The sequence below is a fragment of the Microbacterium kunmingense genome, assembly GCF_023155745.1.
Lineage (GTDB): Bacteria > Actinomycetota > Actinomycetes > Actinomycetales > Microbacteriaceae > Microbacterium > Microbacterium kunmingense.
In genome coordinates this window covers 316,805-340,607 of the sequence record NZ_JAKNUS010000003.1, presented here as the reverse complement: position 1 = coordinate 340,607, position 23,803 = coordinate 316,805, and the positions used below count along the sequence as shown (strand labels likewise).

Below are 23,803 nucleotides of genomic sequence, written 5' to 3'. Positions count from 1 at the left end.
GTGACACGATGGACGTGTGAAGGGCATCATCCTCGCCGGCGGCTCCGGCACGCGTCTGCATCCGATCACCCTGGGTGTGTCGAAGCAGCTGATCCCGGTGTACGACAAGCCGATGGTCTATTACCCGTTGTCGACGCTGATGTTGGCGGGGATCCGGGACATCCTCATCATCACCACTCCGCACGACGCACCGTTCTTCGAGCGCCTCCTGGGTGATGGGTCGCAGTTCGGCGTCTCGCTGACCTTCGCCCAGCAGCCCTCGCCCGACGGGCTGGCTCAGGCGTTCACCATCGGAGCGGACTTCATCGCCGGCGACAAGGTCGCCCTCGTCCTCGGGGACAACCTGCTGTACGGACCCGGACTGGGCACGCAGCTCAAGCGCTACACCGACATCGACGGCGGTGCCGTCTTCGCGTACTGGGTCGCGGAGCCCCAGGCCTACGGGGTGGTCGAGTTCGACGACGACGGACGCGCAGTCTCGCTGGAGGAGAAGCCGGCCCAGCCCAAGAGCAACTACGCAGTACCCGGACTGTACTTCTACGACAACGATGTGGTCGGAATCGCCCGCGATCTTAAGCCGAGCGCCCGCGGCGAGTACGAGATCACCGACATCAACCGCGCCTATCTCGAACGCGGCGCGCTCCAGGTGCAGGTGCTGCCGCGCGGCACCGCGTGGCTCGACACCGGCACCTTCGATCAGATGACGGATGCCGCCGACTACGTGCGCACGATCGAGCGGCGCACCGGGATGCGGATCGGTGTTCCCGAAGAGGTCGCCTGGCGCCAGGGCTTCCTGTCGGACGAGGAACTGCGCAGCCGCGCCGAGGGTCTCGTGAAATCCGGATACGGCACGTACCTGCTCGAGCTTCTGGAGAGAGGACGCTGATGACTCACCTGCTCGTCACCGGCGGAGCCGGATTCATCGGCTCCAACTTCGTGCACCACGTGCTCGAGCACACCGATCACCGCGTGACCGTGCTCGACAAGCTCACCTACGCCGGCAACCGCGCTTCTCTGGCGGGCCTTCCCGAAGATCGGCTGACCTTCGTCCAGGGGGACATCGCCGACGCGAAGTTGGTCGACAAGCTCGCGGTCGGGGTGGACGCGATCGTCCACTATGCGGCGGAGTCGCACAACGACAACTCGCTGCACGACCCGCGTCCGTTCCTGGACACCAACATCATCGGGACCTACACGCTGCTCGAAGCAGCGCGTCGTCACGGCACGCGCTTCCACCACATCTCCACCGACGAGGTATACGGCGACCTGGAGCTCGACGACCCGGCCCGCTTCACCGAGTCGACCCCGTACAACCCCTCCTCCCCTTACTCATCGACCAAGGCCGGCAGCGACCTGCTGGTGCGGGCGTGGGTGCGCTCGTTCGGTGTGCAGGCGACCATCTCGAACTGCTCGAACAACTACGGTCCCTACCAGCACGTCGAGAAGTTCATCCCGCGGCAGATCACGAACGTCTTGCGCGGTATCCGCCCCAAGCTCTACGGCCGCGGAGAGAACGTGCGCGACTGGATCCACGCCGACGATCATTCGTCCGCCGTGCTCACCATCCTCGAGCGCGGCAGGATCGGAGAGACCTACCTCATCGGGGCCGACGGCGAGAAGGACAACAAGACCGTCGTCGAGCTCATCCTCACCCTCATGGGACAGCCCGCCGACGCCTACGACCACGTCACCGACCGCGCCGGTCACGACCTGCGCTACGCGATCGACTCCACCAAGCTGCGCACCGAGCTCGGCTGGCAGCCGCGCTACCAGGACTTCGAGGCGGGCCTTCGCGCCACCATCGACTGGTACCGCGCACACGAGGACTGGTGGGCACCGGCCAAGGACGGCGTAGAGGCCTTTTACGCATCGAAGGGGCAGTAGTGACCGAGTTCGGCAAGCAGCTGACCGAGATCGAAACTCCCATCCCCGGACTGGTCGTCTACGAACTCCCTGTCCACGGCGACTCCCGCGGCTGGTTCAAGGAGAACTGGCAGCGCGAGAAGATGACGACGCTGGGACTGCCCGACTTCGGACCGGTGCAGAACAACATCTCCTTCAACGACGCAGTCGGAACAACCCGTGGAATCCACGCCGAACCGTGGGACAAGTGGGTCTCCGTCGCGACCGGACGCATCTTCGGCGCCTGGGTCGACCTGCGCGAAGGACCCACCTTCGGAGCCGTCTTCACCACTGAGCTCGACCCCTCCCGCGCGATCTTCGTCCCCCGCGGGGTGGGCAACTCGTATCAGACGCTCGAAGCCGACACCGCCTACACCTACCTCGTCAACGACCACTGGTCGCCGAACGCGCCGTACTCGTTCCTGAACCTCGCCGACGAGACGGTCGCCATCGACTGGCCGATCCCGCTGTCGGACGTAGAGATCTCGGCCAAGGACCTCGCGCATCCGCGCCTCGCGGACGTGGCGCCGATCACGCCGCGCAAGATCCTCGTCGTCGGCGCCTCCGGTCAGCTCGGCACAGCCCTGCGCCAGGAGTTCGCCGGTGCCGGCCACGTCGAGTTCACCACGCGTGCCGACCTCGACCTGACAGACCCCGGCATCGCAGCTGCGCGTCACTGGCGTGACTACGGCGCGATCGTCAACGCCGCCGCGTACACCGCCGTCGACCTCGCCGAGACGCCCGACGGTCGGCGTGACGCGTGGGCTGCGAACGTCACCGGCGTCGCGACGCTGGCGCGGCTCGCGACCGAGAACGGTCTCACCCTCGTGCACATCTCCAGCGACTACGTCTTCGACGGGACGCTCGACCGCCCCTACCGGGAGGATGACCCGATCTGCCCGCTCGGCGTCTACGGCCAGACCAAGGCCGCCGGCGATGCGATCGTGTCCACGGTGCCTCGTCACTACATCGTCCGTACCTCGTGGGTCATCGGTGAAGGGAAGAACTTCGTCCGCACCATGGCCTCGCTCGCCGAGCGCGGGATCGACCCTGCTGTCGTCGACGACCAGATCGGGCGCCTCACCTTCACCGCCGACATCGCCCACGGCATCCGTCACCTCCTCGACACGAACGCCCCGGCCGGTACCTACAACATCACCTCGTCAGGGGACGCCATGTCGTGGGCGGACGTCGCCCGTGCCGTGTTCTCTCTCACGGGAAACGATCCGACGAGGGTGACCGGAGTGAGCACCGAGGACTACTTCGGTACGGCGACCGGTCCCGTCGCGCCGCGCCCACGGAACAGCGTCCTCGATCTTGCCCGCATCACCGGGACGGGTTTCGCGCCTTCGGACGGCCGTGCGTCCCTCCTGGAGTACCTGGGTACGCCTCGCGACTAGTCAGCGGCGCGACGGCCGCACACACGGCGGACTCCTCAGGCGGCTTGGGTAGACTGTCCGCTCGTGCCCGGTGCCCCCGCCCGGCATTGCGTGCCCGAACGGGCCTCCCGTCCCCACGAAAGCGTCCTCACGTATGGATCTCCTCATCGTCGGCTCCGGATTCTTCGGCCTCACGATCGCAGAACGGGCCGCGGCGGATGGTCGCAAGGTCACGGTCATCGACCGCCGTCATCACATCGGCGGCAACGCGTACAGCGAAGATGAGCCGCAAACCGGCATCGAGGTCCACCGTTACGGTGCCCATCTCTTCCACACCTCCAACCCCGGCGTGTGGGAGTACGTGAACCGCTTCACCGCCTTCACCGGCTACGTGCACCGCGTCTACACCAATCACCGCGGTGTGGTCTACCCGCTGCCGATCAATCTGGGCACGATCAACCAGTTCTTCGGTGCGGCGTATTCGCCCGACCAAGCGCGGGCGCTCATCCACGAGCTCGCGGGCGAATTCGATGTCAAAGAGGCGCGCAACCTCGAGGAGAAGGCCATCGCCCTCATCGGCCGGCCGCTCTACGAGGCGTTCATCCGGGACTACACCGCCAAGCAGTGGCAGACCGACCCGACCGAGCTTCCGGCGGAGATCATCAGCCGGCTCCCGGTGCGCTACACCTACGACAACCGGTACTTCAACGACACGTGGGAGGGCCTGCCGACCGACGGGTACACCGCGTGGCTGGAACGCATGGCCGACCACCCGAACATCGAGGTGCGCCTCAACACCGACTTCTTCGACGAGTCGCAGCCGCTCAACAAGAAGGCTGTCGTCGGCCAGCTGCCGGTGGTCTACACCGGCCCGGTGGACCGCTACTTCGACTACGCAGAGGGGGCCCTCTCCTGGCGCACCCTGGACTTCGAGGAGGAGGTGCTGGAGGTGGGCGATTTCCAGGGCACTTCGGTGATGAACTACGCCGATGCCGACGTTCCCTACACGCGCATCCATGAGTTCAGGCACTTCCACCCCGAGCGTGCGGACCGCTATCCCACCGACAAGACGGTCGTCATGCGAGAGTTCTCCCGGTTCGCCACGCGTGATGACGAGCCTTACTACCCGGTGAACACCCCCGAAGATCGCGCCGGTGTCTTGGCCTACCGGGAGTTGGCCAAGGGTGAGAAGGACGTGCTATTCGGCGGCCGACTCGGCACCTACCAGTACCTCGACATGCACATGGCAATTGGGTCGGCGCTGTCGATGTGGAACAACCAGCTGGCTGCCGAAACGGACTTGTGAACTCTCGCGCCACGTTCGTCGAGGCCTTGAGACCCTCTACGTCGGCTCAGCAGGGTGCGTCGCCGCCGGCCCTGCTATCCGCCGACGGCTCTGTGGCGTACCGGGCGGACATCGACGGGCTGAGGGCGCTCGCCATTGTGCTGGTCGTGGTCTACCACGTCTGGCTGGGTCGGGTGTCGGGAGGCGTGGACGTCTTCCTCATGATTTCCGCCTTTTTCCTCACCGCCTCTTTTGCGCGTCGCATGAAGCATGGCGCTCGCATGCGCGTCGGCACGTACTGGCTTCGCAAGTTCCGGCGGCTTCTCCCTGCTGCGGTCGTGACGCTTCTCGGAGTGCTCGGGACCGCGTACTTGCTTTACCCGCCGACGATGTGGACGACGATTTGGCGGCAGGCGTGGGCGTCGTTGTTCTATGCGCAGAACTGGGAGCTGGCGTTCTCGGAGGTCGACTACTACGCGCGTGCCGAAGTCGTTCCCAGTGCGTTACAGCATTTCTGGTCTCTGTCCGTTCAGGGGCAGGTCTTCGTGCTTTGGCCGCTCATCTTCCTTGTAGTGGCGTTCGTCGCCCGACGCAGGCGAGTTCGCGCCGAACTGCTCCTCGCCATCGTCTTCGGCGTCATCTTCGCGATTTCGCTCGCCTTCTCCATCCACGAGACCACCACCAACCAGGTGTTCGCATACTTCGACACTCGCACTCGGCTGTGGGAGTTCGCCGCGGGTTCGCTCGTCGCCCTCGCACTTCCTTTCTTCCGGGCACCAGCAGCATTGCGCGCGGGCCTCGGCTGGGCGGGACTGATCGGGATCGTCGCATGCGGCATCGTCATCGACGTGCAGGGGGGCTTTCCCGGCTACCTCGCTCTCTGGCCGGTGCTGTGCACCGCCGCCGTGATCTTCGGAGGAGTCGCACCCGCGCGAGGTGGACCCACCGCCCTGCTCTCGTCGCGACCTCTGCGCTTCCTCGGCAGGGACGCGTACGCGCTGTACCTCGTCCACTGGCCGGTCCTCATCACGTGGCTGATCGTGACGGAGCAGACGAGCGTCGGCGTGCTTGACGGGCTGGTGATCATCGTCGTCTCGCTCGTGCTCGCTCGCCTCGTCGCGGCCGGCGTCGAGAACCCGATGCGGCGACTCCCCGGGCTGGACGCACGACCCCTCCTCAGCGGTGTCGTCATCGCGGCCTGTATCGCAACAGTCGCCGTCCCACTAGCTGTGTGGCAGATCGCCGAGCGAGTTCGGGTGGAGGCTGCCGCAGCAGAGTTCGCAAACGACTACCCGGGCGCGGCGGCGCTTCCGTTCGGTGAAGGCATCCCAGTAAGGGAGGACGTGCCGCTGTTGCCCGATCCAACATCGATCGACGACGAGTGGGTGGCGCTCGAGGCCGAGTGCGCGGGATCGTTTCGTCCGACCTCCCCTGTGGTGGCCCGTACATGCGCCCAACTGACGTCGGCCGGTGAAGCATCGGGCACGGTCGTCGTCGTCGGCGACTCGCACGCGCAGCAGTGGATGGGAGCGGTGCTACCGATCGCGCGGGAGCAGGGGTGGAACGTCGTCGCGCTGCTGAAGGGCGGCTGCTCCTTCGCCGTCGACGAGCCGCCAGTGCCCGGATCGCGCGACTGCGAGCGGTGGCGGACCGCCGCCGATCGCTACATCCAGCGGCTCCAGCCGGACGTCGTCTTCGGGATGGCCACGAAGACCGAACCCGGTGGTCCGGGCGAGCGGGTATTGGGTGGCCTCGAGGAGACGGTGGAAAAGTTGACATCAACCGGCGCCGAGGTGGTGCTGTTTCGCGACAATCCGCGCTTCACTGAGGACATCTTCGAGTGCGTCGTCGAAAATGGCGCCGACTCGGTCCTGTGCCGTGCTGACCGAACCGATGCGCTCGCCCGCTGGAATCCGGCGCGTGGTCTGGCTGGAGACGCCCATGTGGTGGATTTCTCCGATCACCTCTGCCCGGACGGCGTGTGCTTTCCGGTCATCGGCAACATCGCGGTTTATCGCGACGACAATCACCTCACCCACATGTACTCGGCGACCTTGGCCCCTCTACTCGCTCGAGAACTCGCTGCCGCGGGCGTGATCGGAGCCGGCTGACCCGGGTCTCTCATTCCTCATCCCGACCCGATGTCGACAGGGCATCTGCGAGCGCAGGGGCAAGAGTCGCTGCGAACGACCGCGTCAGGTGATTGTCGTCGGTGTAAACCACGAGACCGCCGATCTGCCAGTAGCAACGCTCATCGTCGCAGAATTGCGTTGTGAGATCGATCAGATCGGCTCCGGAGTCGACGGCCGCTGTCCGCATCGGATCCGCAAAATCCGCATCACTACGCGGCATCGCGCACTTGCGCGCATCACCCGCCGTGAGACAGTCGGGTGCACTGGCCCCGCCCTGTACCGGGATGCGCGCGGTCTCGGGATAGTCGGCGAGCACGATGACGTGTTTCCCGGCATCCTGCAGCGTGCGGATTGTAGCGGCGACGGCGTTGGGAGAGAGTGGACGATTAGCGGGATCGTCGGAGACATACAGTCGTGTGCGGTTCGTGAGCACGACGTCGGTGATGACAGGATCGGCCACGATCTCGTCGATAACCGCTCTCGTCGGCTGGGGGCACAGCTGGGCGCCGACCGGATCGTATCCCCATGCACTACCGAGTGGCTCGAGCGAGACCAGAGGGCATCCAGAGACGAGGAAGGTAGACAATCCCCACCCCTCCTTCTCCGCCGCCCGCTCAAAGGTCTCGACCCACCGGGTCGCGTGCGAATCGCCCACGAGCGCGATGGTCCTGTCTCCGCCCGTCGCTCGCAGATCGCAGCGCCGATACGTCGCGAGTTCAACGGTGAGCTCGCACGCCGCTACCTCGGCGGTCGGCAGATCCCCAGCGAACGAGGGCGCGGGCGCCCGCAAGGCAGCCGCTGAAGGGCCGCCGCATTGCTCATCCGTCATCGCCGCCGCGCCCCAGCAGGCGGGGAGGGTTGCCGGCACCTGCGGAGCCGGCGGCACCGTCGACAGAGCGAGCGGGAGGCTCAACGCCACCACGAGGAGCATTCCGGCCCCCGCCGCCAGGAAGGATCGCCGCGGTCGCCCGGAGGCCAGCCAGCGATGCGAGCGCACCGGATCCTCCACGAGAACCTTCGAGGCCCATCCCAGTGCAATCGAGACGATGCCGATCAGAACGGATTGCCACGTGTTCAGCGGCGCGAGAAGCGCGTAGGGGACGAGGACGATGAGTGGCCAGTGCCACAGGTACACGCCGTAGGACACGTCGCCCACGAACTGTACCGGCCGGACCGAAAAGAGCGCCGTCGGTGCCCAACGGGCGCGCGGGGCCCCCGCCACGATCACGAGGATCGTCCCGAGTACGGGAATCAGAGCAGTGTAGGAAGGGAAGGGCGTCGCGCCGGTGAAGACGAGCATGGCGATCGCGAGGACCGCGAAGCCCGCCCAAGACGCTGCGGCGGCGACGCCGCCGGTGATCGGAGCGGGGATTCGGCGCAAGACGAGCGCGAGGAGCGCGCCCGCGCCGAACTCCCACGCGCGCGTCGCGGTCGAAAAGTACGCGACCGTCGGCACGAGGGCGGTGTACACGACCGAGAACATGAAGCTCGCAACGGTCGCGACGAGAACGGCCCCCGCCATTCCCCGGAGCCCACTGCGCCGCATCCGGCCGGCGAGGTACGCGCCCCCGATGAGCAGCAGCGGCCAGACGATGTAGAACTGCTCTTCCACTCCCAAGGTCCAGAAGTGCTGCACGGGCGACTTGACGTTCGACAGTGCCATGTAGTCCACGGATTGCGCCGCCAGCGCCCAGTTCTCGACGTAGAACGCGGAGGCGATGATCTCCAAGCCGAACTGCGGCCATCTCGTGATCGGCACGAGGACGTACACGGCGATCGCCGTCACGGCGAGGACGAGGAGGGATGCGGGCAGCAGCCGGCGCGCGCGTCGCGCCCAGAAGTTCGGGAGCGAGATACGTCCGTGGCGGACGTGATCGCGCACCAGGTGGTCGGTGATGAGGAATCCCGAGACCACGAAGAACACGTCGACCCCGACATAGCCTCCCGGAAGGCGGAGCGGCCACAGATGGAAGAGCAGGACACCGAGCACTGCGACGGCCCGCAGAGCCTGGATCTCAGGGCGGACGCCGGTCGGGGTTGGTGGCTCGTCGACCGGCGACCGGCGCACACCGGTGGCGGCGTTCGTCACCATGTTCACTCCTCCTGCAGCACGGCTGACTCAGCGTAGCCCCGGACAGAACCCACCTCGATCCGGCGCGCAGACACGGCGCCCGCCGCCCATAGACTTTCCCCGTGACCACAGCGACCGTCGGTGCCCCCGGGTCTCCGCGCCGCTACCTCCACTCGCTGTGGTTGCTGTCGGCGCGCGACCTCAGGGTGCGGTACGCCACGAGCGCTCTCGGATACCTGTGGTCGGTGCTCGATCCGCTGGTGATGAGCCTCATCTACTGGTTCGTCTTCACGCAGGTGTTCCAGCGCACGGTCGGGCACGAGCCGTACATCGTCTTCCTCATCACCGCTCTGCTGCCCTGGGTGTGGTTCAACGCGGCGGTGTCGGACTTCACACGGGCGTTCAACAAAGACGCCCGCCTTGTCCGATCAACGGCGATCCCACGGTCGATCTGGGTCAACCGCATCGTGCTCAGCAAGGGCGTAGAGTTCCTCTGCTCGCTTCCGGTGCTCGTCGGGTTCGTGATCGTCGCCGCATTCACGAGCACCACGCCGGTGTCGCTGAACTGGGGTCTTCTGCTCTTTCCGGTCGCCATCCTGCTGCAGACGATGCTCCTCGTCGGCCTGGGGCTCATCGTCGCGCCCCTGTGCGTGCTCTACTCCGACCTCGAGCGCACGACCAAGCTCATCCTCCGGGTGCTCTTCTACGCCTCGCCGATCATCTACTCCGTCTCCGACCTGCCGGGCATCTTCCCCCAGCTCGCCGCATTCAATCCGCTGTCGGGCATCTTCACCCTCTACCGCGTCGGCTTCTTCCCCGAGGTGTGGGACACCCTCTCGGTGATCGTGGGCGTGGCGATGAGCGTGGGCATCCTCGCGCTCGGACTCTTCGTCTTCCGCCGTCTCGAGCGCCCTGTGCTGAAGGAGCTGTGATGACGCACGCGATCGAGGTGGCGGATCTCGGAGTCCGGTTCCGACGGAACCGCCGGGGGAGCCGGAGCTTCAAAGACCTGTTCGCCGGCTCTAACCGGCGCTCCAGGCCCGGCGAGTTCTGGGCACTCCGCGACGTGAGCTTCACCGTCGCGCCCGGCGAGTCGATCGGTGTGGTGGGCCGGAACGGACAGGGGAAGTCCACGCTGCTCAAGCTCGTCGCGGGCGTGCTGCTCCCTGATGAGGGTTCGGTGCGGGTCAACGGGGGCGTCGCCCCGCTGATCGAGATCACCGGTGGCTTCGTCGGCGACCTGACGGTTCGCGAGAACGTGCGACTGACCTCGGGACTGCACGGGATGCCACGGGCCGAGGTCTCGCGCCGCTTCGACGGCATCATCGACTTCGCCGAGCTCGACGACTTCGTCGACACCCCGTACAAGCACCTGAGCAACGGGATGAAGGTGCGCCTGGCCTTCAGCGTGGTGTCGCAGCTGGAGGAGCCGATCCTCCTCGTCGATGAGGTGCTCGCCGTGGGCGACAAGGCGTTCCGCGAGAAGTGCTACACCCGCATCGACGAGCTGCTGGCCGACGGCAGGACCCTCTTCTTCGTCTCGCACAGCGAGCGCGATCTTCGGCGCTTCTGCGAGCGGGGGCTTTACCTCGACAAGGGGCGGCTGTCGATGGATGCGTCGATCGGTGAGGTGCTCGACAGGTACAACGCTGACTACAACGGCGGCTGACGCGTTTCGACTCGCTGCGCTCGCTCAACGACCGACGTGCTGCGCTCGCTCAGCGACCGGGGGCAGTGGGGGCAGAAAGCGGCGGCATCGGCGACCAGGAGCGGTCGTTGGCGATCTTCCGGCCGTCGCGAAGGCCGCGGAAAAGGTGCGAGGTGCCGCGCACCGTCCGCTCGACGAAGAGCAGCCGGATCAGCTCCTTGCCGAAGGTCAGCGCGGTGCCGAGACCGAACAGCACCGGGTTGTAGACGCCGAGGGAGCGGTAATAGCGCTTGATGTGCGACCGGTTCCGCATGATGTAGTACCGGTAGGCGTTGCTCGAGGCGTTCATGTGGCGGATGCCCATGTCCCACTGCCGGATCTCGCGCGTGCGGCGCAGCACGAACTCGTCGACGATCACCGAGGTGGTCACCCGCGACGCCAGCCATCCATACATCTGGTCATCCCAGTAGATGAAGAACCGGGGGTCCGGGAGGCCGATCTGGGTGACGATGTCTCGGTGGATGAACATCCCCTCGAAGCATCCCGAGTTCATCTCCTTGTAGCCGGAGGCGTCGAAGCTCGCGGGAGCGAAGGGGATGGGGATGGCGAGGGGCTCGGCGATCCGGTACTGCCAGTAGAACTCGCTGCCGTCGTAGTCGTAGCGACGCCCCTGGATGCTCTTGAAGCGCGGCGCCCACTTGCCCATCTTCGCCAGGCCGTCGGGGATGACCTCGACGTCGTCGTCCATCAGCCAGATCCAGGTGGAGCCGAGGTCGTAGGCGACCCGCATCCCCTCGCTGAACCCGCCCGATCCGCCGGTGTTGGTGTCCATTCGGCGATAGACGAGCTGGGTGCCGATGCGCTCTCGGAAGGACTCCACGACGTCGCCGGTGTCGTCGGTCGACGCGTTGTCGACGATCACGACGTGGCCCGGCTTGGGGTCCATGCGCTCGATGCTCTCGAGCAGCCGCGAGAGCAGTCCTGAGCGGTTGAAGGTCACGATGGCGATGGTCGCCGTCGCCGGGGAGAACTGTTCAGTCACGGTCTGTTCCGGGCGTGCATCGGCGAGTGTCATGGCGCGAGGATTCTAACAGCGGCGCATCCGAACTCCGGGTGAACGCCCCGCTACCGCGGCACGTCGAAGATGGGCAGCCCCGGGCCGACATCGTCGGGCGTGTCCAGGCGCTCGCGCCAGGAGCGGGAGTGACCCGCGCGCACCGCGCAGAGGACGAGCATCAGCCAGCCGATGCCGAACAGGGTGAAGCTCTCGAACAGCGAGTCGATCAGCAGCGCCACGAGGATGAGCGGCGTCCAGGCGTAGATGACCGATCGGCGCTCACTGGCGTCGAGCCAGGCGCGCACGAGGGCGGCGGTGCAGAACGCCAGGAAGAGCAGAAGCCCCACCCAGCCCACCTGCAGCAGCACGTCGAGATAGGCGTTCAGCCCGGTGGCGTGGGTTGTGCGGGTCAGCGCGTTCAGCGCGTTGAACGGCCACTCCTCGACATCCCACGGGCCGTACCAGCCCTGCCCCTGCACGGGACGGAACCGCATGAGATCCACCATCCGGTTCCACAGCTCCACGCGGATGGAGAAGTCGGTGCCGGCTCCGAGGAGCGTCACGATCTGCTGGCGGGCGAGGTACCCGACGCCGATGCCGATGACCACCAGCGCGCCGAGTGCCCATTGCACCGCTCCCCGCCTGGCGGGCGCGGTGTGGCGCACGAGCGCGAGCGCGGCGGTGGCGAGGCCCACGCCCACCGCGAGCACGAGCACGGTGGGGGAGTCGCTGAGCACCGCGAGGGTTCCGGCGAGGATGACCGAGTACAGCGACATCCCGGGTCTGACCGACTGCGTGCGGTATTCGATCAGGAACGTGATGAGGGCGAGCACGGCGACGAATCCCAGCACGTTGCGGGTGCCGAAGATGCCCTGGATGGGACCGAGCTGGGCGATGTTCCCCTGGATCCCGAGGAATCGGAAGGGGGTGTCCAGAAGGATGCCGCTGAGGATCTCGACTCCGAGCGACACCGTCAACAGCACCCGCAGAACGTCTCCGAGGGCGCGGGCGGTCTGCAGGGTGTCGCGGACGTGGCCGAGCGTCACCGCCAGGAAGGCGATCGCGACGAAGGACAGCCAGCCCCAGAACGAGCCCGCCGGGTCGGAACTCCAGAAGATGCTGACGAACGCCCACCCGGCCAGGACGACCAGCGTCGTCGGCACGAGCCGCAGGAGCGAGATCTCGCCGCGGCGGACGAAGAGCATGGCGCCGCCGAACAGGCACAGCACGGCGATGATGGTGACGTAGGTCACCCGTCCGGTCATCCGCTCGATGAGGAAGCCGGAGAAGACCGCACCCAGGACGCACAGCGAATAGGCGCGGGCGAAAGCGGCGGAGCCGAGCAGGTGCGACAACCACCCGTGCTGCACGGCGCCGGCCTCCGCGGCGGTCACGGCGTCGGCTTCGCGGCGCTGTCGGCGCGGGTGCGGTCGGCGGGCCCGTTGCCAGGCGACGTGCTGCCCCGCGCCGTGCCGTCAGAGGGCGAGTTGCCCGGCGCGGAGCCACCGGCGGCGACCCCCTTCGCAGGCGTTCCCTCGGCGAGCGGCACCGCGCGGGACCGCGGGCGCGGGTTCTCGGTGCGGACGGTGTCGAGCATCAGTTCGCCGCGCTCGATCGCGAGCGACCGCTCGGTCGGGCCCACGCCGACGTGCGGCGTCTGCTTGATCTTGCCGCCGAGCATCACCAGGAACATCCAGCCCCACATCAGCAGCGGCGTGGACTCGGCCACCCCCTGCACGAGCAGGATCGCGCCGACGAGCGTCGGCAGGAGGGTGAGGGGGGAGTAGGGGCGGTCGGCGCGGAGGTCCCAGCGGGGACGGTCCACGGCGAAGAACCACGCCCGCCAGATGAAGGCGAGGAGGGCGGCGGCGAAAAGGACGACGCCGATGATGCCGAGCTGCAGGTAGACGTCGAGCCACATGTTGTGCGCCTGCATCACGGTCTCGCCGTGGTCGACGATCCAGCGGTCGAACAGCGGCTCCGACGGCAGCCACGGCGTGGCGAAACCCCACCCCACGACGGGACGCTCGTTCGCCCGCTCGAGCACCGCCTGCCAGATGCCCTGGCGTCCCGTCAGGTCGCTCTCGCGGCCGACGGCGCGGAAGAGCGCGTCGCGGAAGAACCACAGCGCGAGCCCCCCGCCGATCGCGATGACGGCATAGGCGATGTACCAGCGCGTGCGCTCCCCGGGTCGGCGCGTGCGCCGCATGAGGAGAACGGTGATGAGGACGATGAGGGCGAGCACCCCGGCGAGGAAGGCCGTCGCCGAGGCCGCCCGCACGTAGAGGAATGCCGCGAGCGCGATCCACCCGATGAGCAGCACCCGCCGCGGTGCGCGCGCGGCGAAGCGGATCGCGAAGACGATGATGCCGAGGAGGGCCACGGGGCCGAGGAGATTGGCGTTGCCCATGAGGCCCTGGAGGCGCCCGCCGTCGAAGAGGTTGTCGCGCGACCAGTAGACGATCGGGTCGTAGTCGACGTTCGGGTCGGGGAGCACGAAGCCGGGAAGGAGCGGCCCCTGCACGAAGAGCGACACCGCCAGTTCGAACAGCAGCGACAGCCCGAGCACCCACTTCAGGGCCGACGCGACGGCGCGGACGATCTCTCGCCAGGTCAGCATCGCCGCGACGAACAGGCCCTGGAGGCTCGTGAGGGCCAGAAGCAGCCAGGTGAGGACGGATGTCCCGAGCCACGCCGACCACGTCAGGGACAGCGCCGCCCACGCGACGTACGCCACCGCGAACCAGGGCAGCCGTCGCCACTGGAAGGGGGGACGGATGACGACCCACGCGATCACCGATACCACGCCGGCCGAGATCATCAGCACCCCGGCGCCGGCGTCGCCGAGCACGTTGACCCAGCCGACGCCGGCGAGCATCGAGGCGAGCACGAAGATGCACCACGCGCGCAGGAGCAGATGGCCTGTCTTCTCGCGCACAGGCGGGCCGGGGCGTGCCGCGACCGGATGCTTCGTGTGGACGGCCATGGTGCATTCAGGCTACCTGCGGCGACGCTCTTAGGCTGGACCCATGCTGGTGCCGATCGCGAACGATCCCCGTGACTACGCCTGGGGATCGACCACCCTCCTCGCCGACCTCGAAGGGCGCGAGCCCTCCGGCCGCCCGGAGGCGGAGGTGTGGTTCGGCGACCACCCCGGCTCACCCGCCCGGGTCGCTGACGGGCGGACGCTTGATGCCTGGCTCGCGGCGGAGGGCCGGGCGGCCGGAGCGCCCGAGCGCCTCCCCTATCTGCTGAAGCTCCTCGCCGCGGCATCCGCCCTGTCCATCCAGGCGCACCCGACCATCGCGCAGGCCCAGGAGGGCTTCGCCCGCGAGGATGCGGCGGGCGTCCCGGTGGATGCCGCACACCGCACCTACCGCGACCTGAATCACAAGCCCGAGCTCATCGTCGCCGTCTCCGACGAGTTCGTCGCCCTCGCGGGGCTTCGCGAGGTCGGCGACACCCGTCGCCTGCTGGCGGCGCTCGGCGACGCCGCCGCGCCGCTGTCGGCCGCGCTCGCCGCATCCGATCCCGAGACCGCACTTCGTCGGGCGCTCGTCTGGGCACTCTCGGGTGCGACGCCCGACGACCTCTCGGCGTTCCTCGCGGCGGTGCACTCCGCGCGCTCGGACGAGTTCGCCGCCGAGTTGGACAACGCGCGCCGGCTCATCGCCGAGCATCCGGGTGACCCGGGCGTCGTCGTGGCTCTCCTCATGAACCTCGTCACCCTCCGTCGCGGCGAAGGACTGTTCGTCGACGCCGGGGTGCTCCACGCCTACGTACGCGGACTCGGGGTGGAGATCATGGCGGCCAGCGACAATGTGCTGCGCGGGGGCCTCACGCCCAAGCACATCGACGTCGACGAACTGCTCTCCATCGTCGACACGACGCCGGGCCCCGCCCGCGTGGTGCGCCCACGCCCCGATGGCGAGGGGATCGGTCGCTACGACGTGCCGGTCGCGGACTTCGCGCTGACCTCAGTCGAGGTGCGGGGGAGCGCGGTGGAGGTCCCGCTGTCGGGCACGGCGCTCGTCGTCGCGACGGAGGGCGACGTGACGGTGGCGGGAGGCGGCGGCGACGCCGTGCCGCTGCGCCCGGGGCGCGCGGTCCTCGTCGCGCCCGACGAGAGCGCCGTCGTGCTGCACGGGACCGGCCGCGTCTACTTCGCCGAGCCCGGTCGGTGAGACTTCTCTCATCTGCCGCGGGTTTCCGCGGGATGAGATCGAACCGCGACACGCCGACGGCGCGTCGTGAAGATTCACCCGCCGGTTGAGGGTTTACGATCTGCGACTTGACCGCGGGGAACTACACGGGTGTAATTACTCGTACACGCAGCAGGGCGTGGGTGACAGGTGGGAGAACGAGATGGCGGCGCAATACCGTTCCGGCGTTCCCGACAATTGGTTCGTCGATCCGGTTCAACTAGGGGTCCCGGGCGTTCGTCGCCCCGTCGTCGAAGACGAAGGGACCCAGCTCAGCTGGCAGACCGACGCGCTGTGCGCACAGACCGACCCCGAGGCGTTCTTCCCCGAGAAGGGCGGCTCGACCCGTGATGCCAAGCGCATCTGCTCCTCGTGCGACGTTCGCACGGAATGCCTGGAGTACGCGCTGCAGAACGACGAGCGGTTCGGCATCTGGGGCGGGCTGAGCGAGCGGGAGCGCCGCAAGCTCAAGCGGAGGGCCGGCTGACGACGATGACGAGGGGATGCTGCGGCGTCCCCTTCGTCGTCTTCGCGGCGCGTGCGACGCGGCCCGTCGGCTTCCCCGCCTAGGCTGACCAGGTCATGCCCGCGAGAGTCCACGCCTTTCTCGTCGTGCGCCCCGACGGGCGGACGACGGCGGCCCCCCACCTGCGTCGCACGCTGGCGGCGCTGCGGCAGCAGTCTCGCCCCGTCGACGTGCTGACGATCGTGCTGTGCGGCGAGAGCGCCGGGCTGTCGGAGATCGCGGCGGCCTCGGGCGCCGAATCGGTGATCACCGCCGGGGCCTCGACCGGGTTCGCCGCCGCCACCGCCCTGGCCTCCCACCGGCTCGACGGCGACGCGGTGTGGCTTCTGGCGCAGGACACCGCGCCCGAACCCGATGCGCTCCGCCAGCTCGTCGGCGCTCTCGAGCTCGCCCCGTCGGTGGCCTTCGTCGCTCCGAAGCTCGTGCGGTGGGACGACCGCAGCGAGATCGTCTCCCTCGGGACGACGCTCACCCGTCTCGGCCGGACGGTGGGACTCGCCGACGGCGAGCTCGACCAGGGCCAGCACGACGCGCGCCAGGATGTGCTCGGCGCCGACGTGCGCGGCCTCCTCGTCCGCGCCGACGCGTGGCGACAGCTCGAGGGGCTCGACCCAGGGCTCAGCGGCGCCGACGAGGGTCTCGACCTCGGCATCCGCGCGCGCCTGGCCGGGTCTCGGGTCTCGATCGTCCCGTCAGCCCTCGTCGCCACCGCGGGAGACGGCGTCGCCGGTCTTCCCGAACCCACCACGGGGCGCCGGCGTCGCCGCCGCGCGTTCGCCACGCGCGCCGCCGAGCTGCACCGGCGCCTGGTGTACGCCCACCCGGCCGCGGTGCTCGCCCTGTGGGTGACGATCCTCCCCATCGCGGTGTGGCGCACCGCCGCGCACCTCGTCACCAAACAGCCCGAGCGGGTGCTCCCCGAATGGGGGGCTGCGGTGATGGCCCTCGTGCGCATCCCGCATGTGGTGCGGGCTCGCCGTCGCATCCGCCGCACGCGTCGGGCGTCGTGGCTGCAGCTGTCCGCGCTCCGGATCTCCCAGAGCGAGCTGCGCGAGCGCCTCGACGACGAGGCCGACGCCGAGGCGGCCACCGACGCGGGAGTCTACGTCCGCAGCGACCTGCACTTCTTCACCGGCGGCGGGGCGTGGCTCGTGCTCGGCGCGCTCGTCGTCTCGGTCGCGGCGTTCACCGCGCTCCTGGCCTGGCCCGTCCTCGGCGGCGGCGGCCTCCTGCCGCTGCGCACCACGCTGACCGAGCTCTGGACCGACGCGGCGTTCGGGCGGCGCCAGCTCGGCCTCGACGTCGTCGGCCCCGCCGACCCGTTCGTGACGATCCTCGCCGTCCTCGGCAGCTTCTGGCCGGGTGACCCGTCACGGGCGCTGGTGCTGCTGTGGGTCCTCGCGCTGCCGCTCGCCGCCGCGGGCGGCTGGTTCGCCGCCACACGCCTGACCGAGCGCGCGGGGCTGCGGATCCTCGGCGGCGCCCTCTGGGCCCTCGCCCCGGCGTTCCTGGCCGCGCTCACCGACGGACGGCCGGCCGCGGTCATCCTTCATCTTCTTCTGCCCTGGCTGTTCTACACCGGCTCGGTCGCCCACCGTTCGTGGGCAGCAGCCGGGGTCGCCTCGCTGCTCCTCGCGGCCGTCATCGCCTGCGCGCCCTCGCTCGCGCCCGCATTCGTCGCGCTCTGGGTGCTGGCGCTGCTGCTGTCCATCGTCGTCCGGTCGGGGCGCGGAACCGCGCAGCTGGTGTGGACGCTCGTCCCCACCGTGGTCATGGTCGCGCCCCTCGTCTGGTGGCAGGGGATGGCCGGACAGTGGTGGGCGCTCGTGGCCGACCCGGGTCTGCCGTGGCCCGGACCTCAGGTCGGGGCCGACGTCGTCGGCCGGAGCCTGCTGATCGCGGGCCTGCCGTCGACCGACGCCGCGGGATGGGCGACGATGCTCGAGGGCGTCTGGGTGTGGTGGGTGCCGCTCCTGGTCGCCCCGCTCGCTGTGCTCGCGCTGCTGGCCCCGCTCACCCCGCGGTGGGCGACCGGCATCAGCCTGCTCGTCATCACCGCCCTCGGCATCGTCACCGCGTTCGTGGCGGTCGGCATCTCGGTCTCGGTGGTGCAGGGCCAGAGCGTGCCGCTGTGGCCCGGCCCCGGCCTGTCCCTCGCGTGGGTCGGCATGGTCGGCGGCGCTCTCGTCTCACTGGACGCCGGGTTCGCGCCACGGATGCGCGCTGCGCGCGTCGCCGTCGCCCTCACGGCGGGACTCGCGATCGCCGTCCTCGCGGTGCCGCAGCTGACCGCCCTCGCACGCGGCGCGTCGCAGCTCATGAACGGGCCCGACAGCACGCTGCCGGCGTTCATCGCCGCCGAGGGCGGCGACGACCCCGATGTCGGGACCCTGGTGCTCACACCCCAGAACTCCGGCGGTGTGGCGGCGACGGTGGTGTGGGGTGAGAGCGAGACGCTCAGCGGACAGAGCACCGTGGCCGCCACCCGGGCGACGCCGACCCCCGACGATGCGACCGTGGCGACGCTGGCGGTGGACCTCATCTCCACCACCGGGGAGGGCTCGGTCGCCGAGCTCGCCGGTCACGGTATCGGCTTCGTCGTGCTCGCCCCGGCCGCCGCGCCCGAATCGGATGCCGCCCGCGCCTTCCGCCTCGACGCCGTGCTCGCCCTCGACCAGCGCGGCGGGCTCGACAACGCCGGCGCCACCCCGAAGGGCGAGCTGTGGCGGGTCACCGGCGACGTCGCCGAGCGCCCGGGGCTGCCGGCATCGGCCGCCGACCTGTCGCGTCTGATCCTGTGGGCGAACCTCGCCGTTCTCGCCGTCGCGCTCCTCCTCGCCGTTCCCACGCGCGCCTCGCGCCGGGCCGCGCGACGGACGCCGCGCATCGTCGGATTCGGAACCAGGGGGCCCGGCGCCGTGGAGGACCGATGAGCGATCGCCGTAGATTCCGCTGGGCCGCGACGAGCGCCCGGATGCTGGCAGGCACCCTGGCCGCCGCCGGCTTCGTCGTCGGCGTCGTGACCCTGTCGGCCGTGCCGTGGCCGACGGTGGAGCGGGCGCCGCTCGCGCTGTCGGTGACCCCCGAGCCCGACACCGTGACCCTCGCCTGCCCCGGCGGCCTCGTCGCCCTCGGCCGGACCGCCGAGAACGCGCTCGGGCTGAGCCAGGCGGCCGCAGCGTCGGTCACGAGCGGCGGGCGACCGGATGCCGCGGCGGCGGCGCCCCGCGTCCTGGAGACCGAGGTGCCCGAGGCCGCCGGTCCCGAGGCCTACGCGGCCGAGCCCGAGAACCGGGAGCCCGCGCTCCTCGCCGCCGCGGGGGCGGCGACGGTCTCGGATCCCGATCTCTCCGGCTTCGCCGCGTCCGCCTGCCGTCCGCCCCTGACCGAGTCGTGGCTCGTCGGGGGGTCGGGCACGACGGGGGCCGCCGATCTCGTCATCCTCACCAACCCCGGCACCGTCCCCGCGACCGTGCAGCTCACCCTCTTCGGCGCATCGGGCGAGCAGCAGCCCGCCGGCGGCGCCGACATCGTCGTGCGTGCCGGCGCCCAGCGCATCGTCCCCCTCGCCGGGCTGCTCCTGGGTGAGCAGAGCCCGGTCATCCGCGTGACGGCCACCGGCGCGCCCATTCAGGCGTCGCTGCAGACCAGCGTCACCCGCACCCTGCAGGCCGCCGGCATCGACCAGATCGGCCCGATCGTGGCGCCGTCGACCGAGCAGGTCATCGCGGGAGTGGCGGTGCCCGCTCCGACCCAGGGTGAAGGTGCCGGTGAGGGAGCGCAGACGATCGTCCGCGTCATGGCTCCCGCCGCGGGCGAGGCCGGTCCGATCTCGGCGACCGTGACCGCGGTCGACGCGGCCACCGGCGCGAGCGTCGGGTCGCCCGTGAGCGTGCCGCTCGAGCCCGGTGTCCCCTTGGAAGCCGAGGTGACAGGGCTCACCGAGGGCGAGTACATCGTCCGCGTCGACGCGAACGCCCCCGTCGTCGCGGCGGCATGGCACACGAGCGGATTCGTGCAGGGAAGCGACTTCGCGTGGTTCACTTCGGCCCCGGTCCTCGGCGCCACCGCGCTCGTCGCGGCGCCCGCGGGGCCGCCCGCCGTGCTCAGCCTGTTCAACAGCGGCGACGATGTGGCCGGTGTCACCGTCTCCACCCTCGACGGCGCCGTGATCCAGGCCGTCGACCTCCCCGCGGGTGCGTCGGCCGTGGTGCCCGTGGATGCCCGCTCGGTGTCGGTGATCGAGACCTCCGGGGGCGTGATCCACGCCGGTCTGTCGCTCGCAGGTGACAACGCGCTCGCCGGCTATCCGGTGTGGCCGTCCGATGCCGCGGCGCCGCCGACCATCGTCTACCCCTGATCTCGTTCCGTCAGAGGAAGCGGAAGCGCTCCGGCCCGAGGTCCCACGGGTCGCGGTCGAGGTATTCCGCCGCGGCGCGGAAGACGCAGCTCTCGATCATCATGCGGCGGTGCAGATCGTCGTTGCGGTGCAGGTGGCCGAGGCGCTCGATGGGGATGCGGTAGAGGATGATGCGCTTGCGCTCCCGGGAGACGACCCACCGGGGGATGCCGTCGGCATCGGTCGCGGGCGGCATGTCGGCCATCTCGAAGCTGACCTCCCGCAGCTCCGGCCAGGCGGAGCGCAGGAACTCGGCGACCGAGCCCACGGCGAGGTCGAAGCGGTCGACCCGGGTGTCCAGCGGCGGAAGCGGCGGGCGCACCACAGGGCTCCGACCCTCACGCCCGTGCCGTCCGTGACGGTCGGGACGGGCGTACGCCTGCGCGCTCCGTGCTCGACGCCAGGCCATGCGTTCATCCTACGGCGCGGCATCCGGTCGGTGTCTGCGGTCGTGACTAGCGTGAGGGACGATGCGCGACAGACTCTGCTCCAAGGTCGGCTGCGCCCGTGAGGCGACGTCGACACTGACCTACGACTACGGCGACCAGATGGCGGCCCTCGGGCCGCTCGGACGCACCGGTGATCCTCACGCGCACGACCTCTGCGCGATCCACACCGAGCGGATGTCGGTGCCCAAGGGCTGGGTCGTCGTCCGGCACGAGACGCTGCGCGTCTGACGACACCCGCCACCCGGGCCGCGCGCGGCCGGCCGGGGAGAGCGAGGCCGTGGGAGAATGGGCCAATGGCCACTCCCACCGTCGCCGCCGCGCCCGCGGCATCCGAGTCCACCGCCCCCGCTGACGCCGCCGGAAACGCGACCGGGGTCGAGTACGCCGTCGCCGACCTGTCGCTCGCGGCGGCCGGACGCCACCAGATCCGCCTCGCTGAGAACGAGATGCCCGGCCTCATGGCCCTGCGCGAGGAGTTCGGTCCGTCGCAGCCGTTGCGCGGTGCCCGCATCGCCGGATCGCTCCACATGACCGTGCAGACCGCGGTGCTGATCGAGACTCTGGTCGCCCTCGGCGCCCAGGTGCGGTGGGCCAGCTGCAACATCTTCTCCACCCAGGACGAAGCCGCCGCCGCGGTCGTCGTCGGGCCGGACGGCACCGTCGAGAGCCCCGCGGGTGTGCCCGTGTTCGCCTGGAAGGGCGAGACGCTCGAGGAGTACTGGGCGTGCACCGACCGCATCTTCGACTGGTCGGCCGAGGGGTTCGCGGGTCCGAACCTCATCCTCGACGACGGCGGCGACGCCACCCTCCTCGTCCACAAGGGCGTCGAGTTCGAGAAGGCCGGCGCCGTTCCCGAGCCGGAGGAGTCGGCGTCGGCGGAGTACCGGATCGTCCTCGACACGCTCCGCCGCAGCCTCGCCCGCGACCCGGAGCGCTTCACCCGGATGGCGGGCGACCTCATCGGCGTGACCGAGGAGACCACCACCGGCGTGCACCGCCTCTACGAGCTCGCCGCCGCCGGCACGCTGCTCTTCCCGGCCATCAACGTCAACGACTCGGTGACGAAGTCCAAGTTCGACAACGTCTACGGCATCCGCCACTCGCTGCCCGACGGGCTGAACCGCGCCACCGACGTCCTCATCGGCGGCAAGGTCGCCTTCGTCGCCGGGTACGGTGATGTCGGCAAGGGCGCCGCCGAGGCGCTGCGCGGCCAGGGTGCCCGCGTGATCGTCGGCGAGATCGACCCGATCTGCGCCCTGCAGGCCGCGATGGACGGCTTCCAGGTGGCGCGTCTGGAGTCGGTGCTCGACCAGGTCGACATCATCGTGACCGGAACCGGCAACACCGGCGTCGTCACGGTCGATCACCTGCTGGGGCTCAAGCACCTCGCGATCGTCGCCAACGTCGGTCACTTCGACGACGAGATCGACATGGCGGGACTGGAGTCGCTTCCGGGCGCGGAGCGCGTGGAGATCAAGCCGCAGGTGCACGAGTGGCGCCTCCCGAACGGGCGGAGCGTTCTGGTCCTCAGCGAAGGGCGCCTGATGAACCTGGGCAATGCCACGGGGCATCCGTCCTTTGTCATGAGCGCGTCGTTCACCAACCAGGTGCTCGCGCAGCTGGAGCTCTACACCCGTCGCGAGGAGTACCCGACTGGCGTCTACGTGCTGCCGAAGGCGCTGGATGAGAAGGTCGCGCGTCTTCACCTGGCGGCGTTGGGCGTCGAGCTCACCGAGCTCTCGCCGGCGCAGGCGGCTTACATCGGGGTGCCCGTCGAGGGCCCGTACAAGCTCGATCACTACCGGTACTGAGCCCGGCAGCGGATGACGCGGGTCAGCGCTCCGGGAATCCTCGGGGCGCGGCGGTCTCACCCGCCGTCAGCGCGCTGACCCGCCGAGCCTCCAGGGTGAGCGCGCGGAACTCGCGGTCGCGCCGGATGCTCGCCACCGCCCGCAGCAGCGTCTCGGGGTCGGTCTGCGGGAGCGGCGAGACATGCGCGGCCACCTCGTTCGCCAGTGACGCCGCGACGCGCGCACGGGCGGCGGGCTCCAGGTTCACGGCATTGCGGACGAACTGCGCGATGCGCCGCGCGAGCGGGTCGGGGAGGCGCGCGACATCCGCGACACCCGCCCAGCTCTCGAGGGCCGACGGCATCCCGGGCGCCGGGGCGGGGAGGCGCGGCGTGCGGGTGCGCTCGGCGTAGGTTCCCGCCAGCAGGTCGCCCAGGCGCTGCGAACGCGGAGTGAAGGCGCCGACGATCGCGGCCAGGGCGCCGAGGGTGAACCAGATCTCCAGCACCCCGACGAGGGCGCGGATGAACGCCTGCCGGAAGCCGGAGGCGCCGCCGTCGCTGCGGACGATGCGTCCGCCGACCGCGAGCTTGCCGAGGCTCCGGCCCCGGGTGGCGGTCTCCACGACGGTGGGGACGACGACGAGCACGATCACGATCACCGCGATCGTGAGGATCGGGGTCACGACCGGGTCCAGTGCGCCGGACGCCGTCAGCCACCCCGCCGCGATGGCGAAGAGGATGAGGATCGCCGCGCCGATGAGCACGTCGATCAGGGTTCCGAGGGCACGCAGGAAGAAGCCGATGGGCTGCACGTCGAGGGCGACGGCTTCGCCGGTGAGGATCTCGTCCTGGTCGATCTCCACGATCTGCGGGCGGGTGGCCGCGCTCGTTCGCGGATCGGTTCCGGCGCGCGGGGAAGACGTGGTCGCCGAGCCGTCGGAGGGCATGACTACAGTGAAAC

19 protein-coding genes are annotated in these 23,803 nt (G+C 69.6%); 13 read left to right on the top strand and 6 right to left on the bottom strand.

Annotation, left to right across the window (positions count from 1 at the left end):
• Nucleotides 1-16 precede the first annotated feature (16 nt).
• From rfbA to MA875_RS06545, 5 genes are all read left to right on the top strand, one after another.
• Nucleotides 17-886, top strand: a complete 870-nt coding sequence (gene rfbA, locus MA875_RS06565) for a glucose-1-phosphate thymidylyltransferase RfbA (RefSeq protein ID WP_248241217.1) — start codon at nucleotides 17-19, stop codon at nucleotides 884-886.
• Complete coding sequence (gene rfbB / locus MA875_RS06560; RefSeq protein WP_248241216.1) at nucleotides 886-1,884, top strand: dTDP-glucose 4,6-dehydratase; 999 nt, start codon at nucleotides 886-888, stop codon at nucleotides 1,882-1,884. Before rfbA ends, rfbB begins: the two co-directional genes overlap by 1 nt.
• Nucleotides 1,884-3,302: a sugar nucleotide-binding protein gene (locus tag MA875_RS06555; RefSeq protein WP_248241214.1), complete on the top strand. Its 1,419-nt coding sequence runs from the start codon at nucleotides 1,884-1,886 to the stop codon at nucleotides 3,300-3,302. Before rfbB ends, MA875_RS06555 begins: the two co-directional genes overlap by 1 nt.
• A 133-nt stretch (nucleotides 3,303-3,435) precedes the next feature.
• Nucleotides 3,436-4,587, top strand: a complete 1,152-nt coding sequence (gene glf / locus MA875_RS06550; protein WP_248241212.1) for a UDP-galactopyranose mutase — start codon at nucleotides 3,436-3,438, stop codon at nucleotides 4,585-4,587.
• On the top strand, nucleotides 4,551-6,677 hold the full coding sequence (locus tag MA875_RS06545; protein ID WP_308221504.1) for an acyltransferase family protein: 2,127 nt from the start codon (nucleotides 4,551-4,553) through the stop codon (nucleotides 6,675-6,677). Before glf ends, MA875_RS06545 begins: the two co-directional genes overlap by 37 nt.
• 10 nt (nucleotides 6,678-6,687) lie before the next feature.
• On the opposite strand, the gene MA875_RS06540 is transcribed toward MA875_RS06545, so the two are convergent.
• On the bottom strand, nucleotides 6,688-8,790 hold the full coding sequence (locus tag MA875_RS06540) for an acyltransferase family protein (RefSeq protein ID WP_248241210.1): 2,103 nt from the start codon (nucleotides 8,788-8,790) through the stop codon (nucleotides 6,688-6,690).
• A gap of 101 nt (nucleotides 8,791-8,891) precedes the next feature.
• Between MA875_RS06540 and MA875_RS06535 the strand changes: the two genes are divergently transcribed.
• Entirely contained in the window at nucleotides 8,892-9,701 is an 810-nt protein-coding gene (locus MA875_RS06535) for an ABC transporter permease (protein ID WP_248241207.1), read from the top strand.
• Complete coding sequence (locus tag MA875_RS06530) at nucleotides 9,701-10,438, top strand: ABC transporter ATP-binding protein (protein WP_248241205.1); 738 nt, start codon at nucleotides 9,701-9,703, stop codon at nucleotides 10,436-10,438. Before MA875_RS06535 ends, MA875_RS06530 begins: the two co-directional genes overlap by 1 nt.
• Before the next feature lie 49 nt (nucleotides 10,439-10,487).
• Here MA875_RS06530 and MA875_RS06525 read toward each other — a convergent pair whose 3' ends face one another.
• The 3 genes from MA875_RS06525 to MA875_RS06515 are packed head-to-tail and all read right to left on the bottom strand — an operon-like array spanning nucleotide 10,488 to nucleotide 14,460.
• A complete protein-coding gene (locus tag MA875_RS06525) occupies nucleotides 10,488-11,492 on the bottom strand; it encodes a glycosyltransferase (RefSeq protein WP_248241204.1) in 1,005 nt (334 codons plus the stop codon).
• Between the two features lie 50 nt (nucleotides 11,493-11,542).
• On the bottom strand, nucleotides 11,543-12,868 hold the full coding sequence (locus tag MA875_RS06520) for an O-antigen ligase family protein (protein WP_248241203.1): 1,326 nt from the start codon (nucleotides 12,866-12,868) through the stop codon (nucleotides 11,543-11,545).
• Nucleotides 12,865-14,460 carry an O-antigen ligase family protein gene (locus MA875_RS06515; RefSeq protein WP_248241201.1) on the bottom strand — a complete coding sequence of 532 codons (1,596 nt, stop codon included), beginning with the start codon at nucleotides 14,458-14,460 and terminating at the stop codon, nucleotides 12,865-12,867. Before MA875_RS06515 ends, MA875_RS06520 begins: the two co-directional genes overlap by 4 nt.
• Nucleotides 14,461-14,503: 43 nt before the next feature.
• Here MA875_RS06515 and manA point away from each other — a divergent pair, with 43 nt between their 5' ends.
• The 4 genes from manA (at nucleotide 14,504) to MA875_RS06495 (ending at nucleotide 20,562) form a co-directional block, all read left to right on the top strand.
• Entirely contained in the window at nucleotides 14,504-15,658 is a 1,155-nt protein-coding gene (manA, locus tag MA875_RS06510) for a mannose-6-phosphate isomerase, class I (RefSeq protein ID WP_248241200.1), read from the top strand.
• A 181-nt stretch (nucleotides 15,659-15,839) separates the two neighbouring features.
• Nucleotides 15,840-16,163 (top strand): WhiB family transcriptional regulator, encoded by a 324-nt coding sequence (locus MA875_RS17455; protein WP_282448781.1) that lies wholly within the window; start codon nucleotides 15,840-15,842, stop codon nucleotides 16,161-16,163.
• Nucleotides 16,164-16,258: 95 nt separating this feature from the next.
• The gene (locus MA875_RS06500; RefSeq protein ID WP_248241198.1) at nucleotides 16,259-19,135 is read left to right on the top strand and encodes a glycosyltransferase family 2 protein; all 2,877 of its coding nucleotides are present in this window, start codon (nucleotides 16,259-16,261) and stop codon (nucleotides 19,133-19,135) included.
• Nucleotides 19,132-20,562, top strand: coding sequence for a DUF5719 family protein (locus MA875_RS06495; RefSeq protein WP_248241196.1), 1,431 nt, complete (start codon nucleotides 19,132-19,134; stop codon nucleotides 20,560-20,562). The genes MA875_RS06500 and MA875_RS06495 overlap by 4 nt, the downstream gene beginning before the upstream one ends.
• Before the next feature lie 10 nt (nucleotides 20,563-20,572).
• Here the strand turns inward: MA875_RS06495 and MA875_RS06490 are convergent, their stop codons facing one another.
• Complete coding sequence (locus MA875_RS06490) at nucleotides 20,573-21,010, bottom strand: metallopeptidase family protein (RefSeq protein WP_248241195.1); 438 nt, start codon at nucleotides 21,008-21,010, stop codon at nucleotides 20,573-20,575.
• 61 nt (nucleotides 21,011-21,071) lie between these two features.
• Between MA875_RS06490 and MA875_RS06485 the strand changes: the two genes are divergently transcribed.
• Nucleotides 21,072-21,278 (top strand): DUF3499 family protein, encoded by a 207-nt coding sequence (locus tag MA875_RS06485; protein ID WP_248241193.1) that lies wholly within the window; start codon nucleotides 21,072-21,074, stop codon nucleotides 21,276-21,278.
• Nucleotides 21,279-21,343: 65 nt separating this feature from the next.
• Nucleotides 21,344-22,861, top strand: coding sequence for an adenosylhomocysteinase (ahcY, locus tag MA875_RS06480; RefSeq protein ID WP_248241189.1), 1,518 nt, complete (start codon nucleotides 21,344-21,346; stop codon nucleotides 22,859-22,861).
• Between the two features lie 22 nt (nucleotides 22,862-22,883).
• On the opposite strand, the gene MA875_RS06475 is transcribed toward ahcY, so the two are convergent.
• On the bottom strand, nucleotides 22,884-23,789 hold the full coding sequence (locus MA875_RS06475) for an RDD family protein (protein WP_248241187.1): 906 nt from the start codon (nucleotides 23,787-23,789) through the stop codon (nucleotides 22,884-22,886).
• Nucleotides 23,790-23,803: the final 14 nt, after the last annotated feature.